14 protein-coding genes are annotated in these 12316 nt (G+C 60.6%); 6 read left to right on the forward strand and 8 right to left on the reverse strand.

The window, feature by feature from the left end:
• Window positions 1-128: 128 nt before the first annotated feature.
• From BW967_RS01740 to BW967_RS01750, 3 genes are all read right to left on the reverse strand, one after another.
• Window positions 129-425: a hypothetical protein gene (locus BW967_RS01740; RefSeq protein WP_139327779.1), complete on the reverse strand. Its 297-nt coding sequence runs from the start codon at window positions 423-425 to the stop codon at window positions 129-131.
• Window positions 426-555: 130 nt separating this feature from the next.
• On the reverse strand, window positions 556-957 hold the full coding sequence (locus tag BW967_RS01745; RefSeq protein WP_076483305.1) for a hypothetical protein: 402 nt from the start codon (window positions 955-957) through the stop codon (window positions 556-558).
• Window positions 958-1181: 224 nt separating this feature from the next.
• Complete coding sequence (locus tag BW967_RS01750; protein WP_076483306.1) at window positions 1182-1673, reverse strand: NYN domain-containing protein; 492 nt, start codon at window positions 1671-1673, stop codon at window positions 1182-1184.
• Between the two features lie 176 nt (window positions 1674-1849).
• On the opposite strand from BW967_RS01750, the gene proS reads away from it, so the two are divergent.
• The 4 genes from proS to BW967_RS01770 all read left to right on the forward strand — a co-directional run bounded on the left by proS (window position 1850) and on the right by BW967_RS01770 (window position 6726).
• Entirely contained in the window at window positions 1850-3187 is a 1338-nt protein-coding gene (gene proS, locus BW967_RS01755; RefSeq protein WP_076483307.1) for a proline--tRNA ligase, read from the forward strand.
• A 187-nt stretch (window positions 3188-3374) separates the two neighbouring features.
• A complete protein-coding gene (locus tag BW967_RS01760; RefSeq protein ID WP_076483308.1) occupies window positions 3375-4010 on the forward strand; it encodes an outer membrane protein in 636 nt (211 codons plus the stop codon).
• A 207-nt stretch (window positions 4011-4217) separates the two neighbouring features.
• Window positions 4218-6164 carry a threonine--tRNA ligase gene (thrS, locus tag BW967_RS01765; protein WP_076483309.1) on the forward strand — a complete coding sequence of 649 codons (1947 nt, stop codon included), beginning with the start codon at window positions 4218-4220 and terminating at the stop codon, window positions 6162-6164.
• A 355-nt stretch (window positions 6165-6519) separates the two neighbouring features.
• The gene (locus BW967_RS01770) at window positions 6520-6726 is read left to right on the forward strand and encodes a cold-shock protein (RefSeq protein ID WP_076483310.1); all 207 of its coding nucleotides are present in this window, start codon (window positions 6520-6522) and stop codon (window positions 6724-6726) included.
• Between the two features lie 107 nt (window positions 6727-6833).
• Here BW967_RS01770 and BW967_RS01775 read toward each other — a convergent pair whose 3' ends face one another.
• From BW967_RS01775 to purU, 5 genes are all read right to left on the reverse strand, one after another.
• Window positions 6834-7109: a helix-turn-helix domain-containing protein gene (locus BW967_RS01775; protein WP_076483311.1), complete on the reverse strand. Its 276-nt coding sequence runs from the start codon at window positions 7107-7109 to the stop codon at window positions 6834-6836.
• A 157-nt stretch (window positions 7110-7266) separates the two neighbouring features.
• Window positions 7267-7593, reverse strand: coding sequence for an arsenate reductase family protein (locus tag BW967_RS01780; protein ID WP_076483312.1), 327 nt, complete (start codon window positions 7591-7593; stop codon window positions 7267-7269).
• Window positions 7590-8273, reverse strand: coding sequence for an ABC transporter ATP-binding protein (locus BW967_RS01785; RefSeq protein WP_076483313.1), 684 nt, complete (start codon window positions 8271-8273; stop codon window positions 7590-7592). Before BW967_RS01785 ends, BW967_RS01780 begins: the two co-directional genes overlap by 4 nt.
• A complete protein-coding gene (locus BW967_RS01790) occupies window positions 8266-9558 on the reverse strand; it encodes a lipoprotein-releasing ABC transporter permease subunit (protein ID WP_076483314.1) in 1293 nt (430 codons plus the stop codon). The genes BW967_RS01785 and BW967_RS01790 overlap by 8 nt, the downstream gene beginning before the upstream one ends.
• A 303-nt stretch (window positions 9559-9861) precedes the next feature.
• A complete protein-coding gene (gene purU / locus BW967_RS01795) occupies window positions 9862-10746 on the reverse strand; it encodes a formyltetrahydrofolate deformylase (RefSeq protein ID WP_076483315.1) in 885 nt (294 codons plus the stop codon).
• A 256-nt stretch (window positions 10747-11002) separates the two neighbouring features.
• Here purU and BW967_RS01800 point away from each other — a divergent pair, with 256 nt between their 5' ends.
• Together BW967_RS01800 and BW967_RS01805 are read left to right on the forward strand one after the other, a co-directional pair.
• The gene (locus tag BW967_RS01800) at window positions 11003-11671 is read left to right on the forward strand and encodes an SGNH/GDSL hydrolase family protein (protein ID WP_076483578.1); all 669 of its coding nucleotides are present in this window, start codon (window positions 11003-11005) and stop codon (window positions 11669-11671) included.
• A complete protein-coding gene (locus tag BW967_RS01805; protein WP_076483316.1) occupies window positions 11668-12300 on the forward strand; it encodes a hypothetical protein in 633 nt (210 codons plus the stop codon). The genes BW967_RS01800 and BW967_RS01805 overlap by 4 nt, the downstream gene beginning before the upstream one ends.
• The last annotated feature ends 16 nt before the right edge of the window (window positions 12301-12316 follow it).

The raw sequence follows: 12316 nt of genomic DNA on the forward strand, positions 1-12316 counted from the left end.
CCCCACAATCCTTTGGACAAGATCGCGTTTTTGGCTTGCGGTTTCAAGTTTTTCTGCGTGCGCAGCAAAATTGTAACGCGTGTGTGACGCGCGTCATTGGGTGGCGTTGGGGCCCCTAAAGCCGTGGATTATTCCACGATTTCCGGGGCGATGGTCATTTCCGCTTGCTTCGGCCCCGGGTAACGGAACACGATGCGTTTGAGCGGGGGCGGCGACATCCGTTCCAGCAAGCGGAACTTCACGGCGAATCCCTCTGCCTCCAGATAGGCCATCACTTCGGCCCCATCTTCGGGGGTGCCGCCGATCTGGCGCAACTCCACAATCCGCACACCGCGCAGATGGTGGCGCATCGCGTTGTAATCTGCCTCGGTCAGAAAGGTGCCGGGCATCGGAAGGGCAAATGCATCGCTCATACCTATAAGCATGATCAGCCTCGCCGCGAGCGCAAGCGCGAAAATGCGCGCATGGTTTCACAATGCGCGGCGGCTTGCTCAAATCGGGGGCGACAGGCGCCCCCTTGCCGATTGAAGCCGCGTTTCATCGTCGCGCCCACCATTATTCGGCCGGTTCGGGCACGCGCACCTGCGTCAGTTTGCCCTGAAACCGTGCATCGCCAACATGAAACGCGCCGCTGCCATTCCAATTGGCATCGACGGTGAATTCGCCAAAGAAAGGCGCAAGATAGGCGCGGTCGCGCGGCCCGCGCGCGGTAACAACGACCTGACCTTGAAGCCCCCCCAGCAGCCCCAAGGCGCCACGCTCGGGCGAAAGCTCCATCACCCCTTTGGCGTGGCCATTGAATTCTTGCGGCGTATTGACCCGTGTGCGCATCAGCCCATGCAGGCTGGCATCTAGCAGGCGTGTTTCAGGATTGACGGCCAGTTCGATGGAAAGCGTAGCTGCCCCGGCGCGGGCAGTTTCGAAATCCAACCGGACGATATAGAGACCTTGGGGCATTGGGGGTGACCTTTCTTGGCGCGGTATGTGCGTGACTCGGAAAAAGGCGCGGACCGAGCGGCCGGTCCAACGCGGGCTCTCGCACGTTGGGCCGATGGATGCGCAGGAAGGCCGGAGCCGCACACCCGGTGGCAGGGCGGCAGCGAGGACGCAGGCAAGCGGCGAAACGTCGCACAACTATAAGCTGAGTCGCGCAAATCGCCTAGCGGTTTTGCGCAGGCCGCTCAGTCGAGATCGAGCCAAAGCGCGCCATTTCGGTACCCGCCACGGATCACTTTGCCCGGTGACAGCTGATCGGGAAACGCCTCGGTCCAATCTCGAAACCGATCATTGCTGACGATCCGGGCGCCCATATCTTGGGCTGCCGCGAGCAGGGTCGGGTCTGCGGGCTGGCCTTTGGGCACCACCAGCACCTGCGCCGTGGGCAGGCCGATCCGGCGTGCAAGCACAGCATCATCTTGGTAGCGGCCGCCGAGCTTGTAGCCCGCATTGGCATCAAACACGACGCCGGCGCGGAACCCGGCGGCTTGCAACCGCGCCACGAGCTCGACCACCGGCTCCAGCGCGGGGGTGTTATCGCGCCAATGCATCACGTTCGAGCCGTCAATCAAGATCGTGGGGCGCTTTCGGTCGCGCCGCCAGCGCCGCAACTCCAAGAATGAATAGACAAAGGCCAGACCAATCAGGAACGGCAAGCTTTCAAAAAAGAGATCCATAGGGTTCCTTGATCAGACTTCGGCAAATACAGTCCGCAGAATGTCAGGTTTGCCGGGGAGGGGGGAAGGCGGCTGATCGCCCGGCCTCTGGTCTTTCGCCCCATCTTGCCCCGCGCCCCGGTTTCCGCTAGCCCCATTGCCAAAGAACTCACCGAAACTCTGCCAGAGGCCCGCCCATGCGCCTGTCCCGCTACTTCCTCCCCGTTCTCAAGGAAAACCCCGCCGAGGCGCAGATTGTCAGCCACCGGCTGATGCTGCGCGCTGGTATGATCAAGCAGCAGGCGGCGGGGATCTATTCTTGGCTGCCCTTGGGCTTCAAAGTGCTCAAACGCATTGAGCAGATCGTGCATGAAGAGCAAATCCGCGCCGGTCACATTCCGCTGCTGATGCCGACGCTGCAACCGGCTGATCTGTGGCGCGAGTCGGGCCGCTATGATGATTACGGCCAAGAGATGCTGCGCATCAAAGACCGCCATGATCGCGATATGCTTTACGGGCCCACCAACGAAGAGATGATCACCGACATCTTCCGCGCCCATGTCAGTTCTTACAAAGAACTGCCGCTGACGCTTTACCACATCCAGTGGAAATTCCGCGACGAGGTGCGCCCGCGCTTTGGCGTGATGCGGGGCCGCGAGTTCTATATGAAAGATGGCTACAGCTTCGACCTTACCCGCGAAGATGCGCTGCATGCCTACAACCGCCATATGGTCAGCTACCTGCGCACCTATGAGCGGATGGGCCTGACCGCGATCCCGATGCGCGCAGCCTCGGGCCCGATTGGCGGCGACAACACCCATGAATTCTTGGTGCTCGCGCAAACCGGCGAAAGCGAAGTCTTCTACGATGCGAAAGTGCCGGAACTGAAACTGGGCGACCGCGAAGTGGATTACGACGACCGCGATGCAGTGGCGGCGATCTGCGACGAGTTCACCACGCTCTACGCCCGCACCGATGAAACCCATGACGAGGCGGTCTTCAACGAGATCCCGGAAGAGCGTCGTTGCGTGGGCCGTGGCATTGAAGTTGGCCAAATCTTCTACTTCGGCACCAAATATTCCGAAGCGATGGGCGCGACCGTTTCCACCCCCGATGGCACCCGCGTGCCGGTGGAAATGGGCTCGCACGGGATTGGCGTGTCGCGTCTGCTTGGCGCGCTGATCGAAGCGAACCATGACGACAAAGGCATCATTTGGCCCGAGGGCGTGACGCCGTTCCATTGCGGCATCGTCAACCTCAAACAAGGCGATGCGGCGACCGACAGTGCCTGTAATGCGCTTTACAAAGCCCTGACCGAAAAAGGTCTTGAGCCGCTTTATGACGACCGTGAAGAACGCGCAGGTGCGAAATTCGCCACCATGGATCTGATCGGCTTGCCGTGGCGCATCACTGTGGGGCCGCGTGGCCTTGGCAATGGCGTGGTCGAGCTGACCTCGCGCCGCAGCGGTGAAAGTGAAGAGATGTCGCTGGAAGCGGCGGTGGCGCGCGTGGCCGAGATTTACGCAAATCACTAAGGTTTTCGCCCTTTCGGGCGGGTGTTTGGGGCGCGTGCGGGCAACCGTGCGCGCCTTTTTCGTTCACGTTCAGGCACGATTAGTTGACTGGGTTTGAGCCATTTTTCCCGTTTTGGAACATTGATTTAGCGCGCGTGCAGTCAATCTTTCACGGGCAGACAAACACTCTGTCTGAAGGAAGACTGATATGAAAAAACTCGCTCTTGTGGCCGCTGCGGCGGCTGGTTTTGCTGCACCTGCTTTTGCGGGTGGTTTGAATACGCCCGTGGTTGAAGCGGCTCCCACCGCGCCCGCGCCCTTTGTGGCCTCGACCGGGAAATGGGATGGCTTTTATGGCGGGGTTACCGCTGGGGCGGTGACCGGTGGCCGCGCGACCTATAAAAACGCTACTGCGCCCGATACCTCCGATAGCCTTGGCAGCGGCAGCTATGGGGTCTTTGGGGGCTACAACCTGCAACGCGGGTCGCTGGTTTATGGCGGCGAACTGTCGCTGCAAGCGGCGGATGTCGACACCGACAACGGCCCTGCGCATTTCAACAACCTGCTTGATGTGAAGGCACGCCTTGGCTGGGCCTATGGCGATGCGCTGCCCTATGCCTTTGTGGGCTATTCGCGCGGGCAGTGGAACAACGGTGACGGCCAAACCAATGACGACGCCGATGGCGTGAACTACGGGCTTGGCGTGGATTATGCGGTGAACGATCAGTGGCAGGTCGGGGCCGAATTTATCCGCCGCGAATTGGATACCGATTTCAACGGCACCGCGAACAGCGTGGAGCAAAACTTCAACGCGGTTCAACTGCGTGCGGCTTACCGCTTCTGATTGGCGTCCTCCTGAACACACGCCCTCATGCGCCCCCGCTGGTCTGCCCGGCGGGGGCGTTTGCACTTGCGATCCTGCGCTATTTGGGGCCTTGCGCCTTTGCCACAGGCGCAGTTCTTGACAGTTTCACTCTATCGGCGCATAGCAGCCAAGATACATAACCCGCAACCGGGCGTTCCGTGGGCGCCAAACTGACGAGGAGGACATATGTCCCAGGTCACTCTTTCTTTCCCCGATGGCAATAAACGCGACTATCCGGCTGGTGTGACAGCGGCGGAAGTGGCGGCGTCCATTTCCAATTCGCTCGCCAAGGCGGCGATCTCGGCGCAGATTGATGATGCGCATTGGGATTTGCAGTGGCCGATCACCAAAGACGCGCGCATCTCCATCAATACGATGAAAGACCCGGTGCCGGCGCTCGAACTCATTCGCCATGACCTGGCCCATATCATGGCGCGCGCGGTTCAAGAGATTTGGCCCGATGTGAAAGTGACCATTGGCCCGGTGCGCGATGCGGGCTGGTTTTACGACTTCGACCGCGAAGAGCCCTTTACCCCCGAAGATCTGGGCGAGATCGAAGCGCGGATGAAGAAGATCATCAATGCGCGCGAGCCGGTGAAAACCGAAGTGTGGTCGCGCGAGGCGGCGCTCAAGCATTACGAAGAAACGAACGAGCCTTATAAGGTCGAACTCGTCAACCGCATCCCCGAAGACCAAGACCTGCGCATGTATTGGCACGGGCCTTGGCAAGACCTGTGCCGCGGCCCGCACCTGCAACATACCGGGCAAGTGCCTGCGGATGCGTTCAAGCTGACCCATGTGGCGGGCGCTTACTGGCTGGGCGATAGCGCGCGCCCGATGCTGCAACGCATCTATGGCATTGCCTTCCGCTCGCGTGATGACCTCAAAGCGCATATGATGATGCTGGAAGAGGCCGCGAAACGCGACCACCGCAAGCTCGGCAAAGAGATGGACCTCTTCCATATGCAAGAAGAGGCGCCGGGGCAGGTGTTCTGGCACCCGAATGGCTGGACCATCTACACCCAGCTGCAAGATTATATGCGCCGTCGTCAGCGCGCCGATGGCTATGTTGAGGTGAACACGCCGCAAGTGGTGAACCGCAAGCTGTGGGAAGCCTCGGGCCACTGGGATAACTACCGCGAAAACATGTTCATCGTTGAGGTGGACGAGGATGGCGCGCGTGAAAAGGTCATCAACGCGCTCAAGCCGATGAACTGCCCCTGCCACGTGCAAATCTTCAACCACGGGCTCAAGTCCTACCGCGATCTGCCGCTGCGGATGGCGGAATTTGGCTCCTGTGCGCGGTATGAACCCTCGGGCGCGCTGCATGGCATCATGCGGGTACGCGGCTTCACCCAAGATGACGCGCATATCTTCTGCACCGAAGAGCAGATCGAAGCCGAAACGAAGAAGTTCATCGACTTCCTTGCCGCGATTTATTCCGATCTTGGCTTTGACAAATGGCGCATCAAACTTTCGACCCGCCCCGATAAGCGGATCGGCTCGGAAGAAAGCTGGGATCATGCCGAGGCGGCGTTGGCCAATGCGGTGACCGCTGCGGGCTATGAGTATGAAATCTTCCCGGGCGAGGGGGCCTTCTATGGTCCGAAGCTTGAATTCGTGCTGACCGATGCGATTGGTCGGGATTGGCAATGCGGGACGCTGCAAGTGGACCCGAACCTGCCCGAACGGCTGGATGCGCATTACATCGGGGCCGATGGGGCCAAGCATCGCCCGATCATGCTACACCGCGCTTGCCTCGGCTCGTTCGAGCGGTTCATCGGCATGTTGATCGAGAACTTCGCAGGCAAGATGCCGCTGTGGTTGGCGCCGCGGCAGGTGGTGGTCGCCTCGATCGTTTCGGAAGCCGATGATTATGTGGAAGAAGTGGCGGCCAAGTTGATCGAAGCGGGGATTCGCGCGGAATGCGATACCCGCAATGAAAAGATCAACTACAAGGTGCGCGAGCATAGCCTTGGCAAAGTGCCCTATATCTTTGCGATCGGCATGAAAGAGGTGGAAAACCGGACCGTCTCGGTGCGCCGTTTGGGCGATAACCGCACCGAAACCGTGGCGCTGGACGAGATCATCGCGACCCTGACCACCGAGGCAACGCCGCCTGATTTGCGCTGAAAAAGGGCAATGAATTTTTTTCTGGCAGCGGGGGGCACATGTCCCCCGCTACTTTTTTGAACGCTTGATCTTTTTGGGGCAGGAACTCGCCCCTTGGTTGCGCAAATGTTGTGCAATTAACCGCCTCCTCGCGCTGAACCTCCTGTGAAACAAGGCAAATTGGACAAATTGACGCAAGGTCTTGAACCCCGGCCTGCGGCGCTTTGACCGTTGCTTTTTGGGGCACGTGTGGCAGGCTTCCCCTCGCGTGGGCAAACTCTTTCTACCGCTCCCTCCTGGGGCAGCCGGGGAATTGAAAGTCAGGGCTGCACGTCTTGCGGCAATGAAGCCGCGGGATCACTACGAGGAGAGAAATATGGCTACCGGAACCGTGAAATGGTTCAACACCACCAAGGGCTACGGCTTTATCGCCCCCGATGGCGGCGGCAAGGACGTTTTCGTTCATATCTCGGCGGTTGAACGCGCCGGGCTGAAGTCGCTTAGCGATAACCAGAAGATCAGCTTCGAACTGATCTCGGGCCGCGATGGCCGCTCGTCGGCCGGTGAGCTCAAACTGCTCTGAACGACGGGTAGTGTCGTCGAAGGCCCGCGGCGCCCACGCGGGCTCTTCTTTTAGCTATTCGTTTGTTCCTTTGGAGGCTTGACCGGGCCCTGCCGGTCGGCCTCACCTCAATCTTCCAAATCACCCGGGCTCAGCCCAAGCGCGGTTGCCAGCGTGGCCATTTGCGCAGGCGAAAGCGCCTGTTGGCGCGCTTCGGCGGCGGTGATGGTTTGCGCCGAAATCCCAGAAATCTCTGCCAGATCTTGCACACTAAAGCGCGCAGCGCGGCGCCATGCCATGAGCGGAGAGGCCCCGGCATTCAGCCAAGCCACCTGCGTCCAGTAATCCGGTTCGGCACCGGTGCGGGCTGCCGTATTGCTCAGGCGCTCTTTCAAAGCGGTCATCGTGCCTCCTGCACGTCCCCGACTTGGCGCAGGGATCATGGCTCTATCATGCTCTCACTCAGCCTATGATAGAGTTAAGACCGTCTCGAAATTTGTTGGAATCACGGCATTTTCAAGGTTAACGAAGCCTTGCCGTGATGCCGATATTGGGGCCGTTTTAGCCGCCCAGTTGTGCGGCTTGGGAGTCTTTGGTCCAGCCCAGCGTGAGCCCATTGCCGCGAATGACCGGGCGTTTCATCAAGGTGGGATGGGCGGCAATCAGCGCGGCCACGGGCTGCGCGCGCTCATCATCGGACAGCTTGCGCCATGTCATGGAGGCGCGGTTCACCAGCTTCTCGCCAAAGGCGGCCTCAAACTCGGCAATTTCGTCGGGGCTGAGCGGTTCGGCGCGCACATCGCGCAGCACGGGTGCTTTGCCTGCCTCGGTCAGCGCGGCCAGCGCCTTTTGCACCGTGCCGCAGGTCTTGATGCCATAAACGATCATGTCGCCTCCACCAATTTTCCGTCTTCAAGCCGCAACACACGGTCCATCCGCGCGGCAAGCTCTAGGTTATGCGTCGCAATCAGCGCCGAAAGCCCGGTGGCGCGCACCAGTTCCATCAGCGCGTCAAAGACCGTGTCCGAGGTCGCCGGGTCAAGGTTGCCCGTCGGCTCGTCCGCTAGCATTAGGGCAGGGGCATTGGCCAGCGCCCGGCAAAAGGCCACCCGCTGCTGCTCACCACCTGACATTTCGGAGGGCCGATGGCTTGCCCGTTCGGCGAGCCCCACGCGGGCTAGCAAATCGCGCGCGCGTGCCTCCGCCGCTTTGCGCGGGCTGGCATTGGCCAGTTGCGGCAGCACGATGTTTTCCAGCGCGGTGAATTCGGGGAGCAGGTGGTGGAATTGATAGACAAAGCCAAGCGCTTGCCGCCGCGCCGCAGTGCGCGCGCCATCTTTTGCCCCGGTCATGTCTTGGCCATTCACGATCACCCGGCCCGCATCGGGCGTGTCGAGCAAACCAGCAATATGCAAAAGCGTGGATTTCCCGGCACCAGAGGGGGCCACAAGTGCCACCACCTGTCCGCGCGGGATCGTGAGGTTCGCGCCACGCAGAACCATGATCTCATTTGGCTTGCCGCGATTATAGCCCTTTTCCAGCCCTTCGAGCCGCAACACCTCATTCATAGCGCAACGCCTCCACCGGGTTCAGCCTTGCAGCGCGGCGCGCCGGGAAGATGGTCACAATGAAGCTCAGTCCCAAAGCCAGCCCCACGGCGCGGCCCACATCATAGGCTTGCAGCTTCGCGGGCAGTTCATAAATACCGCGAATGGACGGATCCCACGCGCCGCCACCGCTGATCCAGTTCACCGCCGACATGATGCCATCAATATTGAGCGCCAAAAGCACCCCCAGCCCCACGCCAAGTGCTGTGCCGATCACCCCCGTAAACGCACCACAAAGGAAGAAAACGCGCATCACCGCGCCCTCGGTCAGCCCCATCGTGCGCAAAATGCCAATGTCGCGGCCCTTGTTTTTGACCAGCATGATCAAGCCCGAGGTGATGTTCATTGTCGCGATCAAGACCAGCACGGACAAGATCACGAACATCACATTGTCTTCCATCGTCAGCGCGCGCAGGAAACTGCTCGAGGCATCGCGCCAACTCCATAGCATCGTGCCTGCGCCGCCCGCTTGCAGCAGTTGCAGCGTGTAGTCATCCACCTCTTCGGGGTCGGTGACCATCACCTCAATCTCATCCGCCCCGCCTTCACGGTTGAAATAGCTCTGCGCCTCGGCGAAGGGCATGTAAATCCGCGTGCGGTCAATGTCCCAGCGCCCGGCGGTAAAGATATAGACGATCTGATAGGCATTAACGCGGGGGCTGGTGCCAAAGGGCGTTTTCACCCCATTGGGAGAAATGAGCTTGACCGTATCGCCTACCGTCACGCCCAATTCGCGCGCAAGCTCCGAGCCCATGGCAATGCCTTGCCCGAAACTTTCAATATCGCCCTCGGCCTCAGCCGAATGTGCAACGCGGGGGATGGTTTCAAGATTTTCGCGTGTGATCCCATAGACTTCGGCCACATTGGCGCGCTCGCCCCAGGTTGCCATCACTTGGCCGCGAATAAGTGGTGCTGCGCGGGTCACGCCGGGAATGGCGGCAATCCTTTCGGCACGCGCGGCATAATCCGACATCAGATTGGAATAGATGCCGGTGCCGGGTTCGACCTCCATCTGCGCGGAATAAACCGTCACATGGGCGTTTGAGCCCAAGATCGTATCGACAAATTCGGCGCGAAAGCCCGCGCGCACGGCCAGCGTGATGATCAGCGCCGCAACGCCGAGCATGATCCCGATGAGGGAAATCCATGTCATCACGGACACCCCGCCTTCGGCGCGGCGGGCGCGCAAATAGCGCCAAGCGATCAGGAATTCAAAGCCGGAAAACGGCGCGGTGCTCTTGGCCATGCAGGGCGCTCCCTAAGGTCGGCGCAAGGTGGCGGCGGGCGGCGCAAAGGTCAAGGGCGGTGGTGGCGCGGGCCGATAAAACCGGCGCGAGTAGGGCAGGGGATGTAGAGCCATCGCATGCCGCGACCCGGCGCGTGAAAGCGCGCTTGCAGGCGGATCAGGATTTCATGAATGCGGAGCAGACCAAGCTTTTGGGCTTCGACTTTGTTGAAATATCCCGGGGGGAGGCTGCAACGCAGACGGGGGGCAGAGCCCCCCGCGCGGTTGATCTTTGCGCTTGCGCGCCGAGCGTTCGAGCGCCTCTTACCCCATGCGTTCCGAGGTGTAGCCGCCGGGCGAGGCCGGGAAGACGACCGTCTTGTTGCCGTTGATGAAGGTGCGGTGTTGCACGTGGGCGTGGATCGCGCGGGCCAGCACCAGCGCCTCAACATCGCGGCCAAGGCTCACGTAATCTTCGGGGCTTTGTGCATGGGTGATGCGGACGGTCTCTTGCTCGATGATCGGGCCTTCATCAAGGTCGGCCGTCACATAGTGCGAGGTCGCGCCAATCAGCTTCACGCCGCGCTCATAGGCTTGCTTGTAGGGGTTCGCGCCTTTGAACGAGGGCAGGAACGAATGGTGGATGTTGATGATCTTGCCCGACATCTTCTGGCACAGCTGATCCGACAGGATCTGCATATAGCGCGCCAGCACCACGAGTTCCGCGCCCGATTCCTCGACCACTTCCATCAGCCGGGCCTCGGCTTCCGGTTTGTTGGCCTTGGTCACTTTGATGTGGTGGAAGGGGATGTCATTGTTCACCACGACCTTTTGATAGGTCATGTGGTTCGACACCACGCCCACGATCTCGATCGGTAGCGCGCCAATGCGCCAGCGATAGAGCAGGTCGTTCAGGCAGTGCCCGAAGTTCGACACCATCAAGAGAACCTTCATCTTGTCGGTGGCGTCGCGCATGCCCCAGTCCATTTTGAACTCGGCCGCAACCGGCTCAAAGCCTTTTTGCAGCGTTGCCAGATCGGAGCCGGTTTCCGAGTTGAAGCTCACGCGCATGAAGAACTGACCGGTCGCCAGATCGTCGAACTGGCTCGAATCGGTGATATTGCAGCCGTTGTCGGCAAGGTAGTTGGCGATTGTGGCCACGATCCCGCGGGTCGTGGGGCAGTTCACCGTCAGCACGTAGTCGGTCATTGAGGCTCCCTTTCGTCGCCCCCCGGGCTGCGGGGGCGTTGCAAGCATATTCACCGCAGATTGCGAAACCTCCAGCCGGGATGCGACGACGCGCAAGCAAAAAACGTCAGGCACAATGTCGCAATTGCGATCGGTGTTTCCGATCGTGGACCTCGCGCATGGTTGGCTGCGGGAAAGCCGCGGGATCGCGTTCTGTGTCACGACATTGCCGCTTGTGCATGATAAAGAGCGCCACAAAGCGAAGACTGGGGAGAGCATGAGCAAAAGGGCGCTGCGGTTGCTGGTGATGCTGTGCGCGCTTGGCACTGGGGTGCCCGCGCAGGCGGATATTTTGGTGATGGGCGATTCGCTTTTGGCGGTGAACGGGTTGCAGGGCAAATCCGTCGCCAAGGAATTGCGCCGCCTTTTGCCCGGTGAACATGTGCGCGACCGCTCCAAAATGGGGGCCAGCTACCTTTACCCGCTGCCCGTCACGGGCGCGATGGGGATGAGCATTCCCAAACAATACCGGCAGGGCAATTGGGATTGGGTCGTTTTGAACGGGGGCGGCAATGATGTGCTGTGGAATTGCGGCTGCGGCCCTTGCACGCGGTTTTTGGACAAGCTGATCACCCGCGATGGCATGGCGGGCGCGATTGCCGATCAGGTGCGCGCTTTGCGGGCCAGCGGCGCGCGGGTGGTCTTTGTGGGCTATTTGCGCTCGAACGGGTTTGACAGCCCGGTCGATAAATGCGGCCCCACCGGCGATGAGATGGACCGCCGGATTGGGCGGCTTGCCAAAGCCGATCCGGGGGTGGAGTTTGTGCCGCTCGCCGATTTGGTGCCCGAGGGCGACACCAGTTTTTATGCGCCCGACCGCATCCATCCCTCGCCCAAAGGCTCTGCGGCAATTGCCGCGCGGATTGCGAAAGTGATTGCGCCGTGAGGCTTGCCAAAGCTGCCGTCGCGCTTTTGGCTCTTTGCGGGCTGGTGCAGCCTGTAAAGGCCGATCAGGCCAGTTTGGCGGCAGAAATCGCGGCATTGGGCACACGGGAGGTTTCAAGCCCCGAGGGGCCGAAACGGGATTGGTTAGAGACGGAGGTCTCCGACTGCACGCTGCATTGGCGCAAATATGTCCAAGAGCCGGGGCAAGAGAAATATCTGCTCAGCGCCGATGCGATCCCGCTTGAAGGGGTGCTGTTTCGCAAGGTGCGCAATTTCAACGAGATGACCAAACCCGACGCGGCCACCAAGGCGCCAAATGACGGCGCGCCCGCGCTTGCTGCGGTGGAACCCGTGCCTTCCGCCCCCGAGACCACGCCCCCCGAACAGGTGCTGCTCTATCTGGATTACACAATGACCTCGGGTTGGGTGGTGGAGCGTTTGGTTCCTGTTGAGAAAGATCCGCGCGCGCCGTTCCGCTCCGGCCCGGTGATTGCCGGGCGGGCCTATGTGATTGCCGAGCGCAATCGGGGCGGGGTGTTTTTTCAAGGCTTGCAGGATCTTGACCTGCCCAACCGCTACCTGCACGCGATTGAGACGTATCGCGATTCCTATTGCCGTTTGCTGGGCTGACGCGGCGGTATGCGCG

The organism is Rhodobacter aestuarii (assembly GCF_900156655.1).
Lineage (GTDB): Bacteria > Pseudomonadota > Alphaproteobacteria > Rhodobacterales > Rhodobacteraceae > Rhodobacter > Rhodobacter aestuarii.

Bases quoted from the DNA above. Each gene is read 5' to 3' on its own strand.
- BW967_RS01785 (WP_076483313.1), bottom strand. From the start codon at position 8,273: ATGAATGAGGTGTTGCGGCTCGAAGGGCTGGAAAAGGGCTATAATCGC.
- BW967_RS01800 (WP_076483578.1), top strand. From the start codon at position 11,003: ATGAGCAAAAGGGCGCTGCGGTTGCTGGTGATGCTGTGCGCGCTTGGC.
- BW967_RS01740 (WP_139327779.1), bottom strand. From the start codon at position 425: ATGCTTATAGGTATGAGCGATGCATTTGCCCTTCCGATGCCCGGCACC.
- BW967_RS01775 (WP_076483311.1), bottom strand. From the start codon at position 7,109: ATGACCGCTTTGAAAGAGCGCCTGAGCAATACGGCAGCCCGCACCGGT.
- purU (WP_076483315.1), bottom strand. From the start codon at position 10,746: ATGACCGACTACGTGCTGACGGTGAACTGCCCCACGACCCGCGGGATC.
- BW967_RS01780 (WP_076483312.1), bottom strand. From the start codon at position 7,593: ATGATCGTTTATGGCATCAAGACCTGCGGCACGGTGCAAAAGGCGCTG.
- BW967_RS01770 (WP_076483310.1), top strand. From the start codon at position 6,520: ATGGCTACCGGAACCGTGAAATGGTTCAACACCACCAAGGGCTACGGC.
- BW967_RS01790 (WP_076483314.1), bottom strand. From the start codon at position 9,558: ATGGCCAAGAGCACCGCGCCGTTTTCCGGCTTTGAATTCCTGATCGCT.
- BW967_RS01745 (WP_076483305.1), bottom strand. From the start codon at position 957: ATGCCCCAAGGTCTCTATATCGTCCGGTTGGATTTCGAAACTGCCCGC.
- proS (WP_076483307.1), top strand. From the start codon at position 1,850: ATGCGCCTGTCCCGCTACTTCCTCCCCGTTCTCAAGGAAAACCCCGCC.
- BW967_RS01750 (WP_076483306.1), bottom strand. From the start codon at position 1,673: ATGGATCTCTTTTTTGAAAGCTTGCCGTTCCTGATTGGTCTGGCCTTT.
- thrS (WP_076483309.1), top strand. From the start codon at position 4,218: ATGTCCCAGGTCACTCTTTCTTTCCCCGATGGCAATAAACGCGACTAT.
- BW967_RS01760 (WP_076483308.1), top strand. From the start codon at position 3,375: ATGAAAAAACTCGCTCTTGTGGCCGCTGCGGCGGCTGGTTTTGCTGCA.